Raw genomic sequence first — 18679 nt, 5'->3', positions numbered from 1 at the left:
TATCAGTTCTCTTTTACAAAGCGATGATATACGTAATCATTTGCTGCCTTCTCTTCTGTATCATCCAGCGGCGCAAGCTGGACTTCCTTTCCATATTTCTGCTCAAGAGCATGTGCGATCAGCCAGTCTGCCAGCTGCGGGTTCTTGGGAAGAAGCGGACCGTGAAGGTACGTTCCGATCACATTCTTGTAAACCACACCCTCATAGCCTGTTTTTCCATCATTTCCAGATCCATAGAGTACTTTTCCCAGAGGCTTGCAGTTATTAATACAGGTTCTTCCTCCATGGTTCTCAAATCCAACCACAGGCATATCAAAAAGGTCGCTTTTCAGCACAATATTGCTGATCAGACGTCCCTCTCCCTGTTCAGTGTAAAGGTCTACCAGAGCAAGCCCTGTAATGGTTCCCTGATCTGTCTTATAATATTTTCCAAGAAGCTGGTAACCACCGCAGATAGCGATAACTACGCCTCCATCTTCCACATATTTCTTAAAATCCGGCTGAATTTCCTTCAGCTTCTCACAAACCAGCATCTGCTCCCTGTCGGAACCACCGCCCAGGAGCACAATATCCAATCTGGAAAAATCAATCTTGTCCCCCAGTTCAAAAGCAATGGTCTCTGCCTCAATTCCACGCCACTGACAGCGTCTCATAAGGCACTGGATATTTCCTCTGTCTCCATACAGGTTCAGGAGATCAGGATATAAATGTCCGATTGTCAGTTTCATTCCTTTTCTCCCTCCATTTTCTTAAGAATATTATGAGTGCTGAATAATGCAGTGTAGTTTACCAGAACGTAGAGATTGCCTACGCCGTCTTCAATCCTTTTTCGGATCGCTGTTTCCACATTTTCCTCAAGCATAACCGGAATGTCCACATATTTCATTCGAAGGCGCATATCCTGGCAGCGGATACCGCTGACTGTAATGGAATGAATGCTTGCATCGCCCAGAAGGTCAAAATCCACATCCCAGAGCCAGGAAATATCTGTACCATCCTGTGCATTGTCGTTGATGGTGATAATAATATCTTTCTGGGTTTTATCCTGCATAACTGCAGAAATATTCTGGTTAAAACCGGCAGGATTCTTTGCAAGATTCAGCATAACACCAGTTCCTTTAATGCGGAACTGTTCCATACGTCCATTTTCCGGATTGAATTTCTGAAGCATATTCTGGAAATGCTCACCGGAAAATCCAGCTGTACGGAGTCCGGCATAGGCAGCCAGAATATTGTATACATTATAGAAGCCTTTGTAATTGGCTGTAAGGTGCTTATCCTCCACCTGAAAGGACAGCTGGTCACCAACTTTTACATCGTGGGCATCATATTTGATTTCTGGTCTTGCAAAGCCACAGGATGGGCACTTGTAATCACCCAGCTGACTATAGTGGTAAAAACTGTATTCCAGCCTGGCACCACACTTTTTACAAAAACGACCTTCACGTATCTCGTTTGCCGCGCTCTTCTGGACAGGTTTACTGATTCCATATGTGATATACGAATTGCCGCTGTCCATAGCAAGATACGCAGAAAGCGCATCGTCGGCATTTACGATTACCTGCATTTTCGGTACTGTGCGGATCATTTCTTCCAGAATGTTCATGGTAATATCAATTTCACCGTAGCGGTCCAACTGGTCACGGAACAAATTAGTCAGAAGCATGTAGTCTGGCTTCAAACCTGGAAATACATGGCGGGTAGAAGCCTCGTCTACTTCAATGCAGGCGTAATCTGCATCCAGCCTGCCTGTAGGTCCTGCAGCCAGCACAAAGGCTGCTACAACACCGTTTAACATGTTAGAACCGGTGTGATTGCAGACTACTTTCTGCCCTTCATTTTCAAGGGCTGCGCAGAGCATGTTGTTGGTGGTTGTCTTACCGTTGGTTCCACAGGTCACAAATATTTTCTTTCGCACCTGAGAAGAAAGATCTTCCAGGATGTCAGGATTGATCTTTAATGCGATCTTGCCCGCCCAGGTCACTCCCTGGCGTCCCATTTTCCTGCATATAAAGCCTGCAGATTTCGCTGCAAAAACAGCAGCCATTGTTCTGATTTTCATGTGTATTTAATCCTTTTTCACTACTATTCATAGGGTAAAGCTCAAAAAGCAATTATGAATGAGCCAATGAATGGCAGTCCTTTTCAAGTATTATTTTCGTATGTTATATAATTAGACAGTGCAGCTTAATTCAGGTTATCTGTGATCAGTACATCTGTACAGACACCTTGCGCCCCATTCGCCAGATATCTTCTGGCTTCCTCTTTGTCATTTATGGTATAAATATATACCAAAATGTCCCGTTCGTCAAAAATTTTCTGCACTTCTTCGGACCAATAGTCACGATAAATGGTTACAGCCATGATTTTATTGGTTTGACAGAATTCTGCAATATCGTTCAATTCTTCTGTGGTATATTCCTGCCACAGAGAATAGATATATGCAGGAAATTTATACAAAAGTGCTGTTCCAGGATACATGGCTGAATTGTATATTTCCGGGATGATCTGTTTAAGCGTATGCTCGATACCAGCTTTTATAGAGATTTCCCTGTACTGTGCATAATCCTCAAGAGTACGCTGGTAATTGCGGACAGAATATTGTTTGGAATCTATCATTACAAATGCATCCGGATATTCGTCCAGCAGTTTCAGAAGGTCTTCAAAGGTCATAGGGGTGTATTTCCCATATATAGGCGTATTTAAAAATTCTTCTGAGGATAGAACTTTTCGTTCTTCTCCTTCCCATTGTCCAAGAGACTCTTTCCAGTTATGGCGGCACACCCATACTCCATCACTGGTCTGCGTCAGATCCACCTCAAACAGGCGGCAGCCTTTATCATAATAATTGATAAAGCTTTCTCTGGAATTTAAGTATGTGAGACCGTCAATCCCACCCAGAGCATGCGTTATAATATTGTAATTTTCCCAGTCAAATTCCGGTGTATTCACTGGAATTTCTTTTTTCGCTTCGTACCGGGCGGAGCCTGTCAAAAGCCAGGCTAACAAACAAATTTCTATTAATAAAAGTAACTTTCTCACATTGGTATCCCTAAATTAAGAAAAAAGAGATATCTACGAAACGTAAATATCTCTTTTCTTATAATCAGTAATTCTGTTTCGGATTAAACCAGCTCGATGAGCACTTCCATAGCGCCATCACCTTTACGCTGTCCAATCTTAACGATTCTGGTGTATCCACCGTTACGGTTAGCGTATTTTGGTGCGATTTCCTCGAACATCTTCTTAACCATATCTACATCTTTGGTGTTTTTCTTCTTGCCAGCGCCCTTAGCCGGAACTTCTTTAACCGGGTAGAACACTTTCATCATCTGACGACGAGCGTGAAGTCTGGATGGAGCATCTTTTGTGATCTGCTTCTCAACTTCATCGTAAACAGTTTTCTTCTTACCGTCTACAACTTCTTTCACTCTCTTGCCTTCAGCGTCTTTTCTTGCAACTTTAGCTGTTACAGTAACAGTCTCAAAGTTGTCTTTCTCGCGAACAGCCATAGCTACAAGGCCTTCAGCGATCTTACGGATCTCTTTAGCTTTAGCTTCTGTTGTAACAATTTTTCCATTGTATAACAGATTTGTAACCTGGTTTCTTAACAGAGCTTTTCTCTGGTCAGCTGTTCTGCTTAATTTTCTATATTTTGCCATTTAATTTTCCTCCATCTGTGGGACAGCAGTCCACGCTTGTTCGGTCTTACTGGGCTGCTGCTTAGCAAATCCCCACTCTAATAATCTTACGCGATACCTTTATGGTTATCTTACTCTTCTGTTGGCTGAAGCTGTAAGCCCAGCTCTTTCAACTTGGCAAGTACTTCCTCTAAAGACTTACGTCCAAGGTTACGTACTTTCATCATGTCGTCAGAAGTCTTATTGCAAAGCTCCTCAACAGTATTGATGCCTGCTCTCTTCAGACAGTTGTAAGAACGAACTGAAAGCTCAAGCTCATCAATGCTCATTTCAAGAACTTTCTCTTTCTCATTGTCTTCTTTCTCGATCATAACCTCAGCGGTCTTTGCATTCTCGGAAAGGTCAATGAAAAGGCTCAAATGCTCGCTTAATACCTTTGCTGCAAGGCTTACTGCCTCATCAGGATCCAGCGTGCCGTTTGTGTATACATCAAGTGTCAGTTTATCAAAGTCTGTAACCTGACCCACACGTGTATTCTGCACAACCATATTGACTCTCTCAACCGGGCTGTAGATTGCATCAACTGCAATTACACCGATTGGCATGTCATCTGATTTGCCCTTATCCGCACTCACATATCCGCGGCCTTTTGTAATGGTAAGTTCCATTGCAAGTCTGCAATCCTTACCACCGTTTAAGGTAGCGATTACCTGATCCGGATTCATGATCTCGATATCCTGATCTGCCTGAATATCAGCAGCTGTCACAACACCTTTGCCCTCACACTCAATGTATGCGGTCTTCGGCTCATTGTCAGCACTGTTATTCTTGATTGCAAGACTCTTAAGATTCATGATGATCTCTGTCACGTCTTCTTTTACTCCAGGGATGGAGCTGAATTCATGAAGAACACCATCGATCTTAACCTGACTTACTGCAGCTCCCGGCAGGGAGGACAGCATAATTCTTCTAAGAGAATTGCCAAGTGTAGTACCGTAACCTCTTTCAAGAGGTTCTACAACGAATCTTCCAAATTTTTTATCTTCAGATATCTCGGTAATTTCGATTTTTGGTTTATTAAAATCAAACACTATAAATTTCCCTCCTTCTGGGTTGTATGCAATTGAGGGTATTATCAGGGCTCATTATTTGGAGTACAACTCGACGATAAGCATCTCGTTTACAGGAACGTCGATTTCTTCTCTTGTAGGAAGCTCTTTTACAACGCCCTTAAGATTCTCCTGGTCAGCCTCAAGCCAGTTCGGAACAAGTCTTCCGCCTGTTACCTCAAGGATTCCTTTGTATCTCTCAGAACCTTTGCATTTCTCTTTGATCTCGATGCTGTCGCCAGCTTTTACGAGATAAGAAGGAATGTTAACGCATTTTCCGTTTACAAGAACGTGCTTGTGGTCAACGATCTGACGAGCTTCTTTTCTTGTTCTTGCAAATCCCATACGGAAAAGAACATTGTCAAGTCTTGTCTCAAGCATGATCATCAGGTTCTCACCAGTCTGACCTTTCATTCTGTCGGCTTTCTTGTAGTAGTTACGGAAAGGTTTCTCCAGAACGCCATAAATGAATTTTGCTTTCTGTTTTTCTTTTAACTGAAGACCGTACTCAGATACTTTACGGTTTGCACGTTTTAACTGTCTTGTGGATTTTTTATCAATTCCTAAATAAATTGGATCCATTCCAAGGGATCTACATCTTTTCAGGACCGGTGTTCTATCTACTGCCATCTTGGCTTACCTCCTAATTCAATTAGACTCTTCTACGTTTTGGTGGACGGCATCCGTTGTGCGGAACCGGAGTTACGTCACGGATACTTGTTACTTCAAGACCGCATGCCTGAAGGGCACGGATAGCAGCCTCACGACCTGATCCTGGTCCTTTAACCATTACGTCTACTGTTTTTAATCCATGAATTAAAGCAGCCTTTGTTGCAGTCTCAGCTGCCATCTGTGCTGCATAAGGAGTAGATTTCCTTGAACCTCTAAATCCCAGACCGCCGGCACTTGCCCATGAAAGAGCGTTTCCTTCGTTGTCAGTCAGAGTAACAATTGTGTTGTTAAAAGAAGACTGGATATGTGCCTGTCCGTGTTCAACGTTTTTCTTGACACGACGTTTTGTTGTCGTTTTTTTAGTTGTTTTTGCCATTTTAAAACTAACCTACGCTTTCCTTAATCAATCAAAATTTATAGTTAGGATACTGAATTATTTCTTCTTATTTGCTACTGTTCTCTTCGGACCCTTGCGTGTTCTAGCATTGGTCTTGGTCTTCTGACCACGAACCGGAAGTCCTTTACGATGACGGATTCCTCTGTAGCATCCGATTTCCTGCAGTCTCTTAATGTTCAGGGCGATTTCTCTACGAAGATCACCTTCTACCATCATTGTCTCATCAATGACAGCCTGAAGTCTCTTAACTTCATCATCAGTCAGGTCTCTGACACGTGTGTCAGGATTTACATTTGCCTGAGCAAGGATTTTGTCTGCACTTGGTCTTCCGATACCATAAATATAGGTAAGACCGATTTCGATTCTTTTCTCTCTTGGTAAGTCTACACCAGCTATACGAGCCATGTACTGTTTCCTCCATTTTCTTTACTGAAAGTTCTGCGTCTTCGTACATCACTTGTATCAGATACAAGGTGAAATGGGATGCATCCATACGCACTCTTTCTTAATTCTTAGTTCCTAATTGGGGTGCCTCGGTATAACACCCAGCTGCTTTTGGCGATTCGCAGCCTTTCCGAAATTTGCGGCCAACGGGCCAACGTTGCCTCCGGTATTAGGCAATACATGCTTAGTTCATTATATGTCAGATGATACAACCCGTCCGGGTGTTTCACCTGCAGCCGCATTCACAAACAATGGATCAATCAACCCTGACGCTGTTTGTGCTTTGGATTCTCACAGATAATTCTGATAGAACCTTTTCTCTTAATGACCTTGCATTTCTCGCAGATCGGTTTTACAGATGATCTTACTTTCACTGGAAATCCTCCTTCCGTAAAATATAGCATTAAAATCTGCAGTTTAGGGCGCAGTTATACACACGTACAAGCGCGTCCGCATTGTATTGTAGCATTATGGTCTACAAAATGCAAGCAGTTTTTTAAATTTTTTTTACATTTTTCTAATTTTTTTAGTTTCCTGAAGTTTGAAACATTTTTTCTGTGTTCAGTTTCTTCTATAATAGAAGAAACTCCTGTACCATAGAAGCATTTTCTCAGGCACAGGAGTTTTATATTCATTAATCCGAATTTGCTATTAACGAATCTGAATTACTTATCTCGCCAGATGATTCTTCCCTTGGAAAGATCATATGGGGAAAGCTCCATTGTTACTTTGTCTCCTGGAAGAATACGAATAAAGTTCATGCGCAGCTTGCCGCTGATATGAGCAAGTACAACATGTTTGTTTTCAAGTTCCACTTTAAACATTGCGTTTGGCAGCTTCTCTAAAACAGTGCCTTCTACTTCAAGTACATCTACTTTTGACATTTTATACCTCCTGTATCGCCTTAATGATAATGATTAATACTCTGTGAGTGTCAGAATCTCCGGTTCGCCATCTGTAATCAGTATGGTGTTCTCATAATGTGCGGAAAGGGAACCATCCATGGTCACCACTGTCCATTCGTCATCCAGCCAGCATACATCTGCTCTGCCCATATTGATCATGGGCTCTATGGCAAGTGTCATGCCTGGAAGTAATTTCACTCCCCTGCGTTTCTGAGGGAAGTTGGGAATCTGCGGATCTTCGTGAAGATGAGTACCAATCCCATGTCCCACCAGATCTCGTACAATACCATAACGGTATTTCGCCGCATACGCTCCGATTGCCTTGGAAATATCATTGAGATGATTTCCTGCTTTCGCGAATTTTATTCCTTCAAAGAAGCACTGCCTGGTTACATCCATAAGCTGCTTGGCTTCTTTGGAAACTTCTCCGACTGCATAAGTACGGGCCGCATCAGAATGATATCCTTTATAGATCAGTCCTGCATCAATCTTTACCAGATCACCATCCTGGATAATTTTGTCCTCCGAAGGAATTCCGTGGACCACTTCATCATTCAGGCTGATGCAGAAGGAGCCAGGAAAGCCTCCATAATTCAGAAAATTGGGAATGCATCCCATGGAACGGATCATATCTTCGCCGATACGGTCGATCTCCTTGGTACTCATTCCTGGTTTAATATAAGGGATCAGCCCGTCATGGACTTTTTCCAGAAGATGTCCGGATTCCCTCATAAGTTCAATTTCTTGTGCTGTTTTTATTGAAACTGACATTACTTCTTATCCTCTATTCTATTCGCCAAGGATCTTCACAATATCACCAAATACCTCATCCAGGTTCTTGGTGCCATCTACAGTTTTCAGTACGCCCTGACCAGTATAGTAGTCGATAAGCGGCTGAGTCTGCTCATGATATACATTCAGACGCTTCTGTACAGTCTCCGGCTTGTCATCGTCACGAAGCACAAGATCCTCACCGCATGTATCGCAAACCCCCTCTGTCTTCGGAGCTGCAAATACAACGTGGTAGGTTGCACCACATTTTACGCATGCGCGTCTTCCACCCATACGGTTCACGATATTCTCATCCGGAACATCAACATCAATAGCATAATCAATCTTGCTTCCCAGCTTGCTTAAAGCATCGGTAAGGCATTCAGCCTGTGGGATTGTTCTTGGAAAACCGTCCAGAACATAGCCGTTCTTGGCATCCGGCTGCTGGATTCTGTCCACAACAAGGTCGCAGGTAAGTTCATCCGGTACAAGCAGTCCCTGGTCCATATAAGTTTTTGCTTTTTTCCCAAGTTCTGTGCCATTTTTGATATTGGCACGGAAAATATCGCCTGTAGAGATATGGGGAATACCATATTTCTCAGCAATTTTCTTAGCCTGGGTTCCTTTTCCTGCACCTGGTGCACCTAACATGATAATTCTCATAAAAAGCCCTCCATTTTCTCATACTACGAATTAAGGCTGTGACGCATATAAGCACCACAACCTTTATTCTTTTAGTTGTTCAGGAAGCCTTTGTAATTGCGGACAAGCATCTGTGATTCAATCTGTTTCACAGTCTCCAGGATAACTCCAACAATAATGATGATGGAAGTACCACCGAAGGATACGTTTGCACCGAATACTCCATTGAAGAAGAACGGAATAACCGCAACGATAATCAGGCCTACTGCACCTATAAATATAATATAATTTAAGATTTTAGTCAAATAGTCTGACGTTGGTTTTCCTGGACGGATACCAGGAATGAAACCACCCTGCTTTTTGATATTGTCTGCAACTTCCAGCGGGTTGAATGTGATGGAAGTGTAGAAATATGCAAAGAATACGCAAAGTACAATATACAGAAGCAGTCCCCAGCTATACTGTGGCTGACTTGGATTACACCAGTTATTGGATGATAATCCTCGAATAATCTCACTGCCGATGCCGGTTCCATTAGCTTTTCCTGCAAGCTGTGCGATTACGCCTGGGAAAGACATAATTGAGGAAGCAAAAATAACCGGAATAACACCAGCGGTGTTAACTTTCAGCGGTATATTGGTAGTCTGACCACCCATCAGCTTTCTGCCGACCATTTTTCTGGAATACTGAACAGGAATTCTTCTCTCTGCACCGTTAAGGATCAGTACAAATACCACCATGACAACGATTATTGCAACAATGATAACCCCTGCAAGCAGTCCTTTTGCAATTGTTTTTCCTTTGATGAAGTTCTCATAAAGAAGAGATAAGTCACTTGGAACACGGGAAACGATGTTAATGGTCAGGACGATGGAAATACCATTTCCAACACCCTTCTCAGTAATACGCTCACCGATCCACATCAGCATGGCAGAACCAGCTGTGAGGCAAGCAACTACAGTTAAGCCTTTAAAGAAGTTCATGTTCGGGATCAGACCCTGGCGACCAAAACCGATTGCCATTGCCACAGACTCAAACAACGCAAGACCAACAGTTACATAACGGGTAATGGCAGTAATTTTCTTTCTGCCCTCTTCTCCATCTCTCTGCATCTCCTCCAGAGCCGGAATAGCAATTGTGAGAAGCTGCATGATAATGGATGATGTAATGTATGGCGTGATGTTCAATGCAAAGATTGACATCTGGGTAAATGAGCCACCAGTGAACGCATCAAAGAAATTGAATGCGTCACCAGTGTTTTTAGCAAACCACTCTTTAAAGAAATCGCTATCTACTCCCGGAACAGGAAGCTGTGATCCGATACGGATGACAAGAATCATCCATAATACATAGAGGAGTTTACGTCTCATCTCTTTTACTCTGAAAACGTTTTTGAGAGTTTCAAACATTTGATCACCTCTATTAGATCAGCTCTACTGTACCACCTGCAGCTTCGATTTTAGACTTTGCAGTCTCACTTACAGCATTTACTTTAACTGTAAGCTTCTTGGTAAGCTCGCCGTTTCCAAGGATTTTAACGCCGTCACCAGCTTTGGAAATTGCACTGCTTGCAAGTAAGCTCTCAACTGTAACCTCTGCACCATCCTCAAAACGGTTCAGAACATCAACGTTGATTGCAATGATCTCTTTAGAGTTTCTGTTTGTGAATCCTCTCTTAGGCAGACGTCTGTATAAAGGCATCTGTCCACCTTCAAATCCCGGTTTCTTGTGTCCGGAACGTGCTAACTGTCCTTTATGGCCTTTACCGGCTGTTTTGCCGTTTCCAGAACCATGTCCACGGCCTCTTCTGAAGTTATCGCTGTGCTTAGAACCCTCAGCTGGTCTTAAGTTTGATAATTCCATTATGGCACCTCCTTTTTGTAATTATGCTTCTTCTACTTTTACCAGGTGCTGTACCTGCTGAATCATTCCTCTTGTTGCCGCATTGTCTGGCATCTCAACTGTTTTGTGCATTTTGGTAAGACCCATTGCTTTAACAGTAAGTTTGTGCTTCGGAACTGCGCCAATCGGAGATTTTACTAAAGTAACTTTTAATGTATTTGCCATTTTAATATTCCTCCTTAAGCCAGAATCTCATCAACAGATTTTCCACGAAGTTTTGCAACTTCTTCCGGAGTTTTTAACTGTCTTAAGCCTTCGATGGTTGCAAGAACAACATTCTGCTTATTTCTGGATCCCATACATTTTGTACGGATGTTTTTGATACCAGCTAACTCGATAACGGCACGAGCCGGGCCGCCGGCGATAACTCCAGTACCTTCCGGAGCTCTCTTAAGAAGCATGGAAGCGCTTCCGTAAGAACCTACGAAGTCATGTGTAATGGAACCATTCTCATCTCTTGCTACGGTTACTAATTTCTTAATAGCATCCTCTTTTCCTTTGCGGATTGCTTCCGGAATCTCGGCTGCCTTTCCAAGTCCTGCACCAACGTGTCCATTGCCGTCACCTACAACAACTAAAGCTGTGAAACGGAAGTTACGACCACCTTTAACAACCTTGGTAACACGCTTGATTGATACTACTTTATCTTCTAACTCTAACTGACTAGCATCAATAAGATTACGTTTCATGTGTTTCGCTCCTCCTTATTAGAATTTCAGTCCAGCTTCTCTTGCTGCGTCTGCCAGTGCTTTTACTTTACCGTGGTAAATGTATCCACCTCTGTCAAAAACAACTTCCTCGATGCCGGCTTCCACTGCCTTCTTACCGATTACAGTGCCAAGATATGCTGCTGCTGCAACATCGTCGGTGTTCTCAAGCTGTGCTTTTACGTCTTTCTGAAGAGTAGAAGCAGATACTAAAGTCTTTCCAACGGTGTCATCGATAATCTGTGCATACATGTGTTTATTGGAACGAAATACTGCAAGACGCGGAGTTGTTGCAGTGCCATTTAAATGATGACGTAATCTTCTATGCTTTTTCTCGCGAATTTCCGCTCTAGATGCTTTATTAACCATTTTCTCACTCTCCTTAATTATTTCTTACCAGTCTTACCAACTTTGCGTCTGATAACCTCAGTATCATACTTAATACCTTTACCCTTATATGGCTCAGGTCTTCTCTTATCTCTGATCTCAGCTGCAAACTGTCCAACTTTTTCCTTGCTGATACCGGAAACGATAATCTTGTTACCGTCTACTTTGGTCTCAATACCTTCCGGATCTTCCATTTCTACCGGGTGAGAATATCCAAGGTTTAAAGTAAGCTTCTTGCCCTGCTTAGCGGCTCTATAACCAACACCGTTAACTTCAAGAGTCTTGGTGTATCCTTCGCTTACACCAACAACCATGTTGTGGATAAGGCTTCTTGTTAAGCCGTGAAGGGATTTCATTTTCTTTAAGTCGTTTGGTCTTGCAACAACTACATGACCATCTTCAACTTTGATTTCCATCTCTGTTGGAAGCGCTCTCTCAAGTGTTCCTTTTGGTCCTTTTACGGTTACTACGTTTCCTTCTGCAACAGATACTTCAACTCCTGCCGGAATAGCAACCGGAAGTCTACCGATACGTGACATACTATGTGTCCTCCTTACTTAGATTATCGGAGAGGTTTTCGCAACCTCTCTGTTTTCAGTGTTTCGTCTACTTCTTGAATGAATGGAGCCGAAGCTTACCATACAAATGCAAGAACCTCGCCGCCTACCTGAAGTTTACGAGCTTCTTTATCGGTGATAACACCTTTATTAGTGGAAAGGATTGCGATTCCAAGTCCTCCAAGAACCTTCGGAAGCTCTTCCTTACCAGCATAAACACGAAGACCCGGTTTAGAGATTCTCTTTAAACCTGTGATGATCTTCTCGTTTTTGTCTTCGCCATATTTCAGTGTGATATGGATGTTTTTAGCAACACCATCTTCAACTAAATCGTATTTTGCAATGTATCCCTCATCAACAAGGATGTTTGCAATTGCAATTTTCATCTTGGATGCTGGTACATCTACTGTGTCGTGTTTTGCAGTGTTTGCATTACGAATTCTTGTAAGCATGTCTGCGATTGGATCGCTCATTGTCATGTTAGTTTCCTCCTCATATTCAGACTTTACATGTCATAGTATATTTATATAAATTTACGTGTTACCTGTGTAACATCATCCCGTGCTGAACTGGTACTGCACCTTGCGGCTTGCACTCGTTAAGGTTTGGGATGGACTTTGCACGAAATTCATGTTCGCCTTACGGCTTACATTCATTAAGCGACTTTCAGCTTCGGCTTACCAGGAAGCTTTCTTAACTCCCGGGATCTGTCCTTTGTAAGCTAACTCACGGAAGCAGATTCTGCAGATTCCGTATTTTCTTAAATATGCATGTGGACGTCCACAAATTCTGCAACGGCTATATTCTCTTGTAGAAAATTTAGCTGGACGCTGCTGTTTGATTTTCATTGCTGTCTTAGCCATGAATCGTTCCTCCTATATCAGATCTGCTGACCCCGGCAAGGAGCCGGCGGTCAACTTTGGAATGTTCCTCTACTTATTTCGCAAAAGGCATGTTGAACAGCTTCAGTAACTCACGAGCTTCCTCATCAGTATTTGCTGTTGTAACGAAGATAATGTCCATACCTCTTACTTTGTCAACTTTATCGTACTCAACTTCTGGGAAGATAAGCTGCTCTTTGATACCAAGAGCGTAGTTTCCTCTTCCATCGAATGCGTTAGGATTAACGCCACGGAAGTCACGTACACGTGGAAGTGCCAGGTTGATCAGACGATCAGCGAACTCATACATCTTCTCGCCTCTTAATGTTACTTTACATCCGATCGGCATTCCCTCTCTGATTTTGAAGTTAGCAACAGATTTTTTAGCTTTTGTTGCGATAGCTTTCTGTCCTGTGATCAGCTCCATATCTGCAATAGCTGCATCAAGAAGCTTAGCGTTCTCTTTTGCTTCACCAACACCCATGTTAATTACGATCTTGTCGAGTTTTGGCACTTGCATAACGTTTTTATATCCGAATTTTTTGGTCATGGCATCCATGATCTCATTAGTATAAAGTTCTTTTAATCTACTCACTTATGTCTGCCTCCTCTCTCAATTAATCGATAACCTTACCTGTTGCTTTGGCAACGCGGACTTTTTTGTCACCATCCATCTTAAAGCCAACTCTTGTTGCTTTTCCATCTGCCATAAGCATTACGTTGGAGATGTGAAGCGGAGCTTCTTTTGTGATGATTCCACCATTCTGGTTTGCAGCTGATGGTTTGGTGTGTTTTGTAACCATATTAACGTTCTCTACTAATACGGTATTGTCTTTTACGTTAACGGCAAGGACTTTGCCTTCTTTGCCTTTATCTTTACCAGCGATTACTGTAACAGTATCACCTTTTTTAATCTTCATAGCTGACATTAGGCACCCTCCTATAATACTTCCGGAGCTAAGGAAACGATCTTCATGAATTTTTTCTCACGAAGCTCTCTGGCAACTGGTCCAAAGATACGTGTTCCTCTCGGAGTTAAGTCGTCTTTAATGATTACGGCAGCATTTTCATCGAAACGGATATAGGATCCGTCTTTACGACGAGCGCCTTTTTTGGATCTAACTACAACAGCCTTTACTACGTCACCTTTTTTAACAACGCCGCCTGGTGTTGCATCTTTAACAGTAGCAACGATTGTATCGCCGATGTTTGCATATCTTCTTGTAGAGCCACCCATAACACGGATACAAAGGATTTCTTTTGCACCAGTGTTGTCGGCAACTTTCAGTCTTGTTTCCTGCTGAATCATACTGGTTATCCTCCTTATTTAACTCTCTCTACTACTTCAACCAGTCTCCATCTCTTGTCTTTGGACAGCGGTCTGGTCTCCATAACTTTTACGGTATCACCGATGTTGCACTCATTGTTTTCGTCATGAGCTTTTAATTTATATGTTCTCTTCACGATTTTCTTGTAAAGAGGATGTTTTACATGGTCTTCAATTGCAACTACGATGGTCTTATCCATCTTATTGCTGACAACCTTACCCACGCGGGTTTTTCTCAGATTTCTTTCCACGATTATGTCCTCCTAAATTCACTATTTGGAAGCGTTAGCTTTCGCAGTGATCACTGTCTGGATTCTGGCAATATTTCTGCGAACCTCTTTGATTCGTCCTGTATTGTCTAATTGATTGGTTGCATTCTGAAATCTCAGATTGAAAAGTTCTTTCTTAGCAGCTACTAATTCTTCGTTTAATTCTGCAGCTGATTTTGCCTGTAAATCTTCTACGAATTTATTAATTTTCACTGTTATCACCGCCTTCTAACTCTGCACGAGAAACTATTTTGCATTTACATGGTAACTTGTGCATTGCAAGACGTAATGCCTCACGAGCGATTTCTTCTGAAACGCCTGCGATCTCAAACATAACACGTCCTGGTTTAACAACTGCTACCCAGTATTCCAGGGCACCTTTTCCGGAACCCATACGAGTTTCTGCTGGTTTTGCTGTTACTGGTTTATCTGGGAAAATCTTGATCCAAACCTTACCACCACGTTTGATATAACGGGTCATAGCAACACGGGCTGCCTCGATCTGATTAGATTTGATCCAGCAAGGCTCGGTAGCAACAAGACCGAATTCACCATAATTGATCTGATTACCTCTAAGGGCTTTTCCTCTCATGGAGCCACGGAATTGTTTACGACGTTTAACTCTTTTTGGCATTAACATTATTTATCGCTCCCTTCCTTAGTTCCTTTAGTTGGAAGAATCTCACCATTGTAGATCCATGCCTTTACACCAACTTTGCCATATGTGGTGTCTGCTTCTGCGAAACCATAATCGATGTCTGCACGAAGTGTCTGAAGCGGAATAGTTCCATCGCTGTAGAACTCTGTACGAGCCATATCAGCTCCACCAAGACGTCCGGATACGGATGTTTTGATTCCCTTTGCTCCAGATTTCATTGTACGCTGCATTGTAGATTTCATAGCACGTCTGAAGGAGATACGGTTCTCCAGCTGAAGAGCGATGTTCTCTGCAACAAGCTGAGCGTCTCTGTCTGGTCTCTTAACTTCTTTGATATCAACGATAAGCTTCTTGTCTGTGTATTTAGCAAGTTCAGCTTTCACTTTCTCGATCTCAGCGCCGCCTTTACCGATTACGATACCAGGTTTAGCTGTGTAAATGATAACTTTGACTCTGTCAGATGCTCTCTCGATCTCGATCTTGGAAACACCTGCGCTGTATAATTTCTTTTTGAGGAATGTTCTGATGTTGTAGTCCTCTACCAGATAGTCTGCGAAATCGCTCTCTGCATACCATCTTGAATCCCAATCCTTGATAACACCGACTCTAAGGCCATGTGGGTTAACTTTCTGTCCCATGTCTATCCTCCTTATTTCTCATCCAGCACGATGGTAATATGGCTTGTTCTCTTCTCGATTCTGTAAGCTCTACCCTGTGCTCTTGGCTGGATTCTCTTCATTGTAGGTCCTTTATTTGCATAGCAGGCTGCAACGACGAGATTGTCTGCGTTCATTCCGTTATTGTTCTCAGCGTTAGCAATAGCTGATTCCAGTAACTTTTTGATTACGCTGGAAGCGTATCTTGGGTTGTATGTCAGGATACCAAGTGCTGTCTGCACATCTTTGCCACGGATTGCATCTAAAACGTAGCAGGCTTTCTGAACAGAAATTCTTGCATAAGATAATTTTGCAGACGGTCTTGTCTCTCTATTATTCTCATTTCTGGCTCTCTTAATCTGGCTTCTATGTCCTTTTGCCATTTTAAAGTGCCTCCTTTCGTCATATTCAATATTCAGGTAAACACCTGGGTTGCCCGGACCGCTTCTTGCGATCAGGCAGCCTGGTGAAAAGTACTAACTAGCGAACACCGGATTTCTTTTCGTCTTTTCCGTGTCCTCTGTAGGTTCTGGTAGCAACAAACTCACCAAGTTTGTGACCAACCATATCCTCAGTAATATATACCGGCACATGTTTTCTTCCGTCATGGACAGCGATTGTATGTCCAACAAAAGACGGGAAGATTGTGGAACGGCGTGACCAAGTTTTGATTACGGATTTATCATTTGCAGCGTTTAATGCATCTACTTTTTTAAGTAAGCTCTGATCTGCAAAAGGTCCTTTTTTCAGTGAACGAGACATTCTTAATCCTCCTTATTATTTGCTTAAAGCTTTTCCATCGCGTCTTCTTACGATGAGCTTGTTGGACGCTTTGTTTTTCTTTCTTGTCTTCAGACCAAGAGCAGGTTTGCCCCAAGGTGTACACGGACCTGGACGTCCAACCGGAGCGCGGCCCTCTCCACCACCATGTGGATGGTCATTCGGGTTCATAACAGAACCGCGAACTGTAGGTCTGATTCCCATGTGACGCTTACGACCAGCTTTACCGATGTTGATCAGGTTGTGATCACCATTTCCGATAATACCTACTGTAGCACGGCAGATGATCGGAACCATTCTCATCTCACCAGATGGGAGACGAAGTGTAGCGTATTTGCCTTCTTTAGCCATAAGCTGAGCACCATTACCAGCGGAACGAACCATCTGTCCGCCCTTTCCTGGGTGAAGCTCAATGTTATGAACCATAGTACCAACCGGGATAAGCTCTAACGGTAAGCAGTTACCTACACGGATTTCAGCTTCCGGTCCGTTCATAACTTTCTGTCCAACTTTAAGTCCTTCCGGAGCAAGAATGTATGCTTTCTCGCCATCTGCATAGCAGATAAGTGCGATGTTTGCTGTTCTGTTCGGATCATACTCAACAGATTTAACTACTGCCGGGATTCCATCTTTTCTTCTCTTGAAGTCGATGATTCTATATTTTCTACGGCTTCCGCCTCCCTGATGTCTTACAGTGATCTTACCCTGGTTGTTACGTCCAGCGTTTTTCTTTAAAGACACGGTAAGGGATTTCTCTGGTGTTGCTTTCGTAATCTCAGAGAAGTCGGAACCAGTCATATGTCTTCTAGACGGGGTATATGGGTTATAACTTTTGATTCCCATTTCTTTTCTCCTTTCAAATTTGTTCTCACGCTTTTGAATGCGTATATTCGCGATATTCAGAGTGCCAAGGATTCAGAAGAAGCAGGTCGTCATGCTTGCATGTAAGACCGGATTCTTATGAAGACTTGAAAGCGTGTAACGCGACCGAGGAAGCAAAGCTTCCGAGGTGCACTCGTACGAATCGCAAGCTATCAATTAAAGACCCTCGAAGATCTCGATGTCTTTGCTGTCCTCTGTAAGGGCTACGATAGCTTTTTTGGATTTAGCAGTTTTTCCAACTACCATTCCACGGCGTTTTTTCTTACCATCAAGATTCATGGTATTTACGCTTTTAACTTTTGTTCCATCGAACATTTTCTCAACTGCTTCTTTGATCTGAGCTTTGTTTGCTTCCGGATGAACAAGGAAAGTATATTTCTTCTCACCCATAGCAGCCATGGATTTTTCAGTGATCACTGGTCTTTTGATCACGTCGTAATATTTAATATCTGCCATTATGCGTATACCTCCTCGATGGATGCTACAGCGTCTTTAGTTACTACTACAGTACCGTGGCTCATAACATCATATACGTTGATGCCGTTAGCAGCTACAGTCTGTACGTTCTCGATATTTCTTGCAGAAAGGATTACGTTCTTGTCTTCCTGTGCTGTTACAATAAGAGCTTTCTCTGCTTTCAGGTTTGTAAGGACCTTCTGCATTTCTTTTGTCTTTGCATCAGCAAGTGCAAGGCTATCAACAACTACGAATTTATTGTCCTGAACTTTGGAAGTCAGAGCGGATTTAAGAGCTGCTCTTCTTTCTTTTTTGTTCATTTTTACTTCATAATCTCTTGGAGTTGGTGCGAAAATAATTCCGCCGCCTGTCCACTGTGCAGCACGGATAGATCCCTGTCTAGCATGACCGGTTCCTTTCTGTCTCCAAGGTTTTCTTCCGCCACCGCTTACTTCAGAACGAGTTTTCGCTTTCTGAGTACCCTGGCGTTTATTTGCAAGCTGACGAACAACAGCAAGGTGAACAAGATGCTCATTGACTTCAACGCCAAATACTGCATCGTTCAGCTCCATTGTTCCAACTTCATTGCCTTCCATATTATAAACAGTTACGTTTGCCATTTGTGTGCTCCTCCTT

At 42.7% G+C, this 18679-nt stretch carries 32 protein-coding genes; all 32 read right to left on the bottom strand.

Features of this window, described 5'->3' with window-relative positions; genetic code table 11:
- Nucleotides 1-2: 2 nt before the first annotated feature.
- A complete protein-coding gene (locus tag I4V84_RS15395) occupies nucleotides 3-728 on the bottom strand; it encodes a glutamine amidotransferase (protein WP_195992805.1) in 726 nt (241 codons plus the stop codon).
- Entirely contained in the window at nucleotides 725-2062 is a 1338-nt protein-coding gene (locus I4V84_RS15390; RefSeq protein WP_195992803.1) for a Mur ligase family protein, read from the bottom strand. The genes I4V84_RS15395 and I4V84_RS15390 overlap by 4 nt, the downstream gene beginning before the upstream one ends.
- A gap of 125 nt (nucleotides 2063-2187) precedes the next feature.
- The gene (locus I4V84_RS15385) at nucleotides 2188-2952 is read right to left on the bottom strand and encodes a phosphatidylinositol-specific phospholipase C/glycerophosphodiester phosphodiesterase family protein (protein ID WP_272113503.1); all 765 of its coding nucleotides are present in this window, start codon (nucleotides 2950-2952) and stop codon (nucleotides 2188-2190) included.
- Nucleotides 2953-3125: 173 nt separating this feature from the next.
- Entirely contained in the window at nucleotides 3126-3662 is a 537-nt protein-coding gene (locus I4V84_RS15380; RefSeq protein WP_118581175.1) for a bL17 family ribosomal protein, read from the bottom strand.
- A 110-nt stretch (nucleotides 3663-3772) separates the two neighbouring features.
- A complete protein-coding gene (locus I4V84_RS15375) occupies nucleotides 3773-4732 on the bottom strand; it encodes a DNA-directed RNA polymerase subunit alpha (protein ID WP_118581178.1) in 960 nt (319 codons plus the stop codon).
- A 54-nt stretch (nucleotides 4733-4786) separates the two neighbouring features.
- Nucleotides 4787-5380: a 30S ribosomal protein S4 gene (gene rpsD / locus I4V84_RS15370; RefSeq protein WP_118581181.1), complete on the bottom strand. Its 594-nt coding sequence runs from the start codon at nucleotides 5378-5380 to the stop codon at nucleotides 4787-4789.
- A 22-nt stretch (nucleotides 5381-5402) separates the two neighbouring features.
- Nucleotides 5403-5798, bottom strand: coding sequence for a 30S ribosomal protein S11 (gene rpsK, locus I4V84_RS15365; RefSeq protein ID WP_148461639.1), 396 nt, complete (start codon nucleotides 5796-5798; stop codon nucleotides 5403-5405).
- 57 nt (nucleotides 5799-5855) lie between these two features.
- Nucleotides 5856-6224, bottom strand: a complete 369-nt coding sequence (gene rpsM, locus I4V84_RS15360) for a 30S ribosomal protein S13 (protein WP_117852568.1) — start codon at nucleotides 6222-6224, stop codon at nucleotides 5856-5858.
- Between the two features lie 299 nt (nucleotides 6225-6523).
- Nucleotides 6524-6637: a 50S ribosomal protein L36 gene (rpmJ, locus tag I4V84_RS15355; protein ID WP_003022746.1), complete on the bottom strand. Its 114-nt coding sequence runs from the start codon at nucleotides 6635-6637 to the stop codon at nucleotides 6524-6526.
- A gap of 291 nt (nucleotides 6638-6928) precedes the next feature.
- Nucleotides 6929-7147, bottom strand: a complete 219-nt coding sequence (gene infA, locus I4V84_RS15350) for a translation initiation factor IF-1 (RefSeq protein ID WP_117852566.1) — start codon at nucleotides 7145-7147, stop codon at nucleotides 6929-6931.
- Between the two features lie 33 nt (nucleotides 7148-7180).
- A complete protein-coding gene (gene map, locus I4V84_RS15345) occupies nucleotides 7181-7939 on the bottom strand; it encodes a type I methionyl aminopeptidase (protein ID WP_118581184.1) in 759 nt (252 codons plus the stop codon).
- A gap of 18 nt (nucleotides 7940-7957) precedes the next feature.
- Nucleotides 7958-8602 (bottom strand): adenylate kinase, encoded by a 645-nt coding sequence (locus I4V84_RS15340; protein ID WP_118581187.1) that lies wholly within the window; start codon nucleotides 8600-8602, stop codon nucleotides 7958-7960.
- Between the two features lie 71 nt (nucleotides 8603-8673).
- Nucleotides 8674-9990 carry a preprotein translocase subunit SecY gene (secY, locus tag I4V84_RS15335; RefSeq protein ID WP_148461640.1) on the bottom strand — a complete coding sequence of 439 codons (1317 nt, stop codon included), beginning with the start codon at nucleotides 9988-9990 and terminating at the stop codon, nucleotides 8674-8676.
- Between the two features lie 13 nt (nucleotides 9991-10003).
- On the bottom strand, nucleotides 10004-10444 hold the full coding sequence (gene rplO, locus I4V84_RS15330) for a 50S ribosomal protein L15 (RefSeq protein WP_118581190.1): 441 nt from the start codon (nucleotides 10442-10444) through the stop codon (nucleotides 10004-10006).
- Between the two features lie 21 nt (nucleotides 10445-10465).
- Complete coding sequence (gene rpmD, locus I4V84_RS15325) at nucleotides 10466-10648, bottom strand: 50S ribosomal protein L30 (protein ID WP_117852555.1); 183 nt, start codon at nucleotides 10646-10648, stop codon at nucleotides 10466-10468.
- 14 nt (nucleotides 10649-10662) lie between these two features.
- Nucleotides 10663-11172, bottom strand: coding sequence for a 30S ribosomal protein S5 (rpsE, locus tag I4V84_RS15320; RefSeq protein WP_117852552.1), 510 nt, complete (start codon nucleotides 11170-11172; stop codon nucleotides 10663-10665).
- An 18-nt stretch (nucleotides 11173-11190) separates the two neighbouring features.
- Nucleotides 11191-11559 carry a 50S ribosomal protein L18 gene (rplR, locus tag I4V84_RS15315; RefSeq protein ID WP_118581193.1) on the bottom strand — a complete coding sequence of 123 codons (369 nt, stop codon included), beginning with the start codon at nucleotides 11557-11559 and terminating at the stop codon, nucleotides 11191-11193.
- A 17-nt stretch (nucleotides 11560-11576) separates the two neighbouring features.
- Nucleotides 11577-12116 (bottom strand): 50S ribosomal protein L6, encoded by a 540-nt coding sequence (gene rplF / locus I4V84_RS15310; RefSeq protein ID WP_118581196.1) that lies wholly within the window; start codon nucleotides 12114-12116, stop codon nucleotides 11577-11579.
- Nucleotides 12117-12211: 95 nt separating this feature from the next.
- The gene (gene rpsH, locus I4V84_RS15305) at nucleotides 12212-12613 is read right to left on the bottom strand and encodes a 30S ribosomal protein S8 (RefSeq protein ID WP_118581199.1); all 402 of its coding nucleotides are present in this window, start codon (nucleotides 12611-12613) and stop codon (nucleotides 12212-12214) included.
- A gap of 198 nt (nucleotides 12614-12811) precedes the next feature.
- Nucleotides 12812-12997, bottom strand: coding sequence for a type Z 30S ribosomal protein S14 (locus I4V84_RS15300; protein WP_117852543.1), 186 nt, complete (start codon nucleotides 12995-12997; stop codon nucleotides 12812-12814).
- Between the two features lie 73 nt (nucleotides 12998-13070).
- Nucleotides 13071-13610, bottom strand: a complete 540-nt coding sequence (gene rplE / locus I4V84_RS15295; protein ID WP_118581202.1) for a 50S ribosomal protein L5 — start codon at nucleotides 13608-13610, stop codon at nucleotides 13071-13073.
- Between the two features lie 22 nt (nucleotides 13611-13632).
- Nucleotides 13633-13944, bottom strand: a complete 312-nt coding sequence (gene rplX, locus I4V84_RS15290; RefSeq protein ID WP_118581205.1) for a 50S ribosomal protein L24 — start codon at nucleotides 13942-13944, stop codon at nucleotides 13633-13635.
- A gap of 11 nt (nucleotides 13945-13955) precedes the next feature.
- Nucleotides 13956-14324, bottom strand: coding sequence for a 50S ribosomal protein L14 (rplN, locus tag I4V84_RS15285; protein ID WP_022067326.1), 369 nt, complete (start codon nucleotides 14322-14324; stop codon nucleotides 13956-13958).
- Nucleotides 14325-14338: 14 nt separating this feature from the next.
- Nucleotides 14339-14596: a 30S ribosomal protein S17 gene (rpsQ, locus tag I4V84_RS15280; protein ID WP_117852536.1), complete on the bottom strand. Its 258-nt coding sequence runs from the start codon at nucleotides 14594-14596 to the stop codon at nucleotides 14339-14341.
- An 18-nt stretch (nucleotides 14597-14614) separates the two neighbouring features.
- The gene (rpmC, locus tag I4V84_RS15275; RefSeq protein WP_118581208.1) at nucleotides 14615-14824 is read right to left on the bottom strand and encodes a 50S ribosomal protein L29; all 210 of its coding nucleotides are present in this window, start codon (nucleotides 14822-14824) and stop codon (nucleotides 14615-14617) included.
- Complete coding sequence (gene rplP / locus I4V84_RS15270; protein ID WP_173771785.1) at nucleotides 14814-15251, bottom strand: 50S ribosomal protein L16; 438 nt, start codon at nucleotides 15249-15251, stop codon at nucleotides 14814-14816. The genes rpmC and rplP overlap by 11 nt, the downstream gene beginning before the upstream one ends.
- Nucleotides 15251-15907: a 30S ribosomal protein S3 gene (rpsC, locus tag I4V84_RS15265; protein WP_117852529.1), complete on the bottom strand. Its 657-nt coding sequence runs from the start codon at nucleotides 15905-15907 to the stop codon at nucleotides 15251-15253. The genes rplP and rpsC overlap by 1 nt, the downstream gene beginning before the upstream one ends.
- 11 nt (nucleotides 15908-15918) lie before the next feature.
- The gene (gene rplV, locus I4V84_RS15260; protein WP_117852663.1) at nucleotides 15919-16308 is read right to left on the bottom strand and encodes a 50S ribosomal protein L22; all 390 of its coding nucleotides are present in this window, start codon (nucleotides 16306-16308) and stop codon (nucleotides 15919-15921) included.
- Between the two features lie 97 nt (nucleotides 16309-16405).
- On the bottom strand, nucleotides 16406-16687 hold the full coding sequence (gene rpsS / locus I4V84_RS15255; RefSeq protein WP_015526921.1) for a 30S ribosomal protein S19: 282 nt from the start codon (nucleotides 16685-16687) through the stop codon (nucleotides 16406-16408).
- A 15-nt stretch (nucleotides 16688-16702) separates the two neighbouring features.
- Nucleotides 16703-17548 (bottom strand): 50S ribosomal protein L2, encoded by an 846-nt coding sequence (gene rplB, locus I4V84_RS15250; protein ID WP_118581211.1) that lies wholly within the window; start codon nucleotides 17546-17548, stop codon nucleotides 16703-16705.
- 195 nt (nucleotides 17549-17743) lie between these two features.
- Entirely contained in the window at nucleotides 17744-18043 is a 300-nt protein-coding gene (gene rplW, locus I4V84_RS15245; RefSeq protein ID WP_117852524.1) for a 50S ribosomal protein L23, read from the bottom strand.
- Entirely contained in the window at nucleotides 18043-18663 is a 621-nt protein-coding gene (gene rplD, locus I4V84_RS15240) for a 50S ribosomal protein L4 (RefSeq protein ID WP_118581214.1), read from the bottom strand. Before rplD ends, rplW begins: the two co-directional genes overlap by 1 nt.
- Nucleotides 18664-18679 lie beyond the last annotated feature (16 nt).

The organism is Ruminococcus sp. 1001713B170207_170306_F1 (assembly GCF_015668065.1).
Classification (GTDB): Bacteria; Bacillota; Clostridia; order Lachnospirales; family Lachnospiraceae; genus Blautia_A; species Blautia_A faecis.
Note: the sequence above shows the minus strand (reverse complement) of the source record. Positions and strands in the feature narration are given on the sequence as shown.

What these genes read in the sequence shown, in the direction of transcription:
- I4V84_RS15395 (WP_195992805.1), bottom strand. Translation starts at nt 728, where the DNA reads ATGAAACTGACAATCGGACATTTATATCCTGATCTCCTGAACCTGTAT.
- rpmD (WP_117852555.1), bottom strand. Translation starts at nt 10,648, where the DNA reads ATGGCAAATACATTAAAAGTTACTTTAGTAAAATCTCCGATTGGCGCA.
- I4V84_RS15300 (WP_117852543.1), bottom strand. Translation starts at nt 12,997, where the DNA reads ATGGCTAAGACAGCAATGAAAATCAAACAGCAGCGTCCAGCTAAATTT.
- rplP (WP_173771785.1), bottom strand. Translation starts at nt 15,251, where the DNA reads ATGTTAATGCCAAAAAGAGTTAAACGTCGTAAACAATTCCGTGGCTCC.
- rplN (WP_022067326.1), bottom strand. Translation starts at nt 14,324, where the DNA reads ATGATTCAGCAGGAAACAAGACTGAAAGTTGCCGACAACACTGGTGCA.
- rplO (WP_118581190.1), bottom strand. Translation starts at nt 10,444, where the DNA reads ATGGAATTATCAAACTTAAGACCAGCTGAGGGTTCTAAGCACAGCGAT.
- rpsS (WP_015526921.1), bottom strand. Translation starts at nt 16,687, where the DNA reads ATGTCTCGTTCACTGAAAAAAGGACCTTTTGCAGATCAGAGCTTACTT.
- I4V84_RS15380 (WP_118581175.1), bottom strand. Translation starts at nt 3,662, where the DNA reads ATGGCAAAATATAGAAAATTAAGCAGAACAGCTGACCAGAGAAAAGCT.
- rpsH (WP_118581199.1), bottom strand. Translation starts at nt 12,613, where the DNA reads ATGACAATGAGCGATCCAATCGCAGACATGCTTACAAGAATTCGTAAT.
- rplF (WP_118581196.1), bottom strand. Translation starts at nt 12,116, where the DNA reads ATGTCACGTATCGGTAGACTTCCGGTTGCTATTCCGGCAGGAGTTGAA.
- rplD (WP_118581214.1), bottom strand. Translation starts at nt 18,663, where the DNA reads ATGGCAAACGTAACTGTTTATAATATGGAAGGCAATGAAGTTGGAACA.
- secY (WP_148461640.1), bottom strand. Translation starts at nt 9,990, where the DNA reads ATGTTTGAAACTCTCAAAAACGTTTTCAGAGTAAAAGAGATGAGACGT.
- rplX (WP_118581205.1), bottom strand. Translation starts at nt 13,944, where the DNA reads ATGTCAGCTATGAAGATTAAAAAAGGTGATACTGTTACAGTAATCGCT.
- rpsE (WP_117852552.1), bottom strand. Translation starts at nt 11,172, where the DNA reads ATGAAACGTAATCTTATTGATGCTAGTCAGTTAGAGTTAGAAGATAAA.
- rpsD (WP_118581181.1), bottom strand. Translation starts at nt 5,380, where the DNA reads ATGGCAGTAGATAGAACACCGGTCCTGAAAAGATGTAGATCCCTTGGA.
- rplB (WP_118581211.1), bottom strand. Translation starts at nt 17,548, where the DNA reads ATGGGAATCAAAAGTTATAACCCATATACCCCGTCTAGAAGACATATG.
- rplV (WP_117852663.1), bottom strand. Translation starts at nt 16,308, where the DNA reads ATGGCAAAAGGACATAGAAGCCAGATTAAGAGAGCCAGAAATGAGAAT.
- infA (WP_117852566.1), bottom strand. Translation starts at nt 7,147, where the DNA reads ATGTCAAAAGTAGATGTACTTGAAGTAGAAGGCACTGTTTTAGAGAAG.
- map (WP_118581184.1), bottom strand. Translation starts at nt 7,939, where the DNA reads ATGTCAGTTTCAATAAAAACAGCACAAGAAATTGAACTTATGAGGGAA.
- rpsM (WP_117852568.1), bottom strand. Translation starts at nt 6,224, where the DNA reads ATGGCTCGTATAGCTGGTGTAGACTTACCAAGAGAGAAAAGAATCGAA.
- I4V84_RS15390 (WP_195992803.1), bottom strand. Translation starts at nt 2,062, where the DNA reads ATGAAAATCAGAACAATGGCTGCTGTTTTTGCAGCGAAATCTGCAGGC.
- rplR (WP_118581193.1), bottom strand. Translation starts at nt 11,559, where the DNA reads ATGGTTAATAAAGCATCTAGAGCGGAAATTCGCGAGAAAAAGCATAGA.
- rpsK (WP_148461639.1), bottom strand. Translation starts at nt 5,798, where the DNA reads ATGGCAAAAACAACTAAAAAAACGACAACAAAACGTCGTGTCAAGAAA.
- rplW (WP_117852524.1), bottom strand. Translation starts at nt 18,043, where the DNA reads ATGGCAGATATTAAATATTACGACGTGATCAAAAGACCAGTGATCACT.
- I4V84_RS15340 (WP_118581187.1), bottom strand. Translation starts at nt 8,602, where the DNA reads ATGAGAATTATCATGTTAGGTGCACCAGGTGCAGGAAAAGGAACCCAG.
- rpsC (WP_117852529.1), bottom strand. Translation starts at nt 15,907, where the DNA reads ATGGGACAGAAAGTTAACCCACATGGCCTTAGAGTCGGTGTTATCAAG.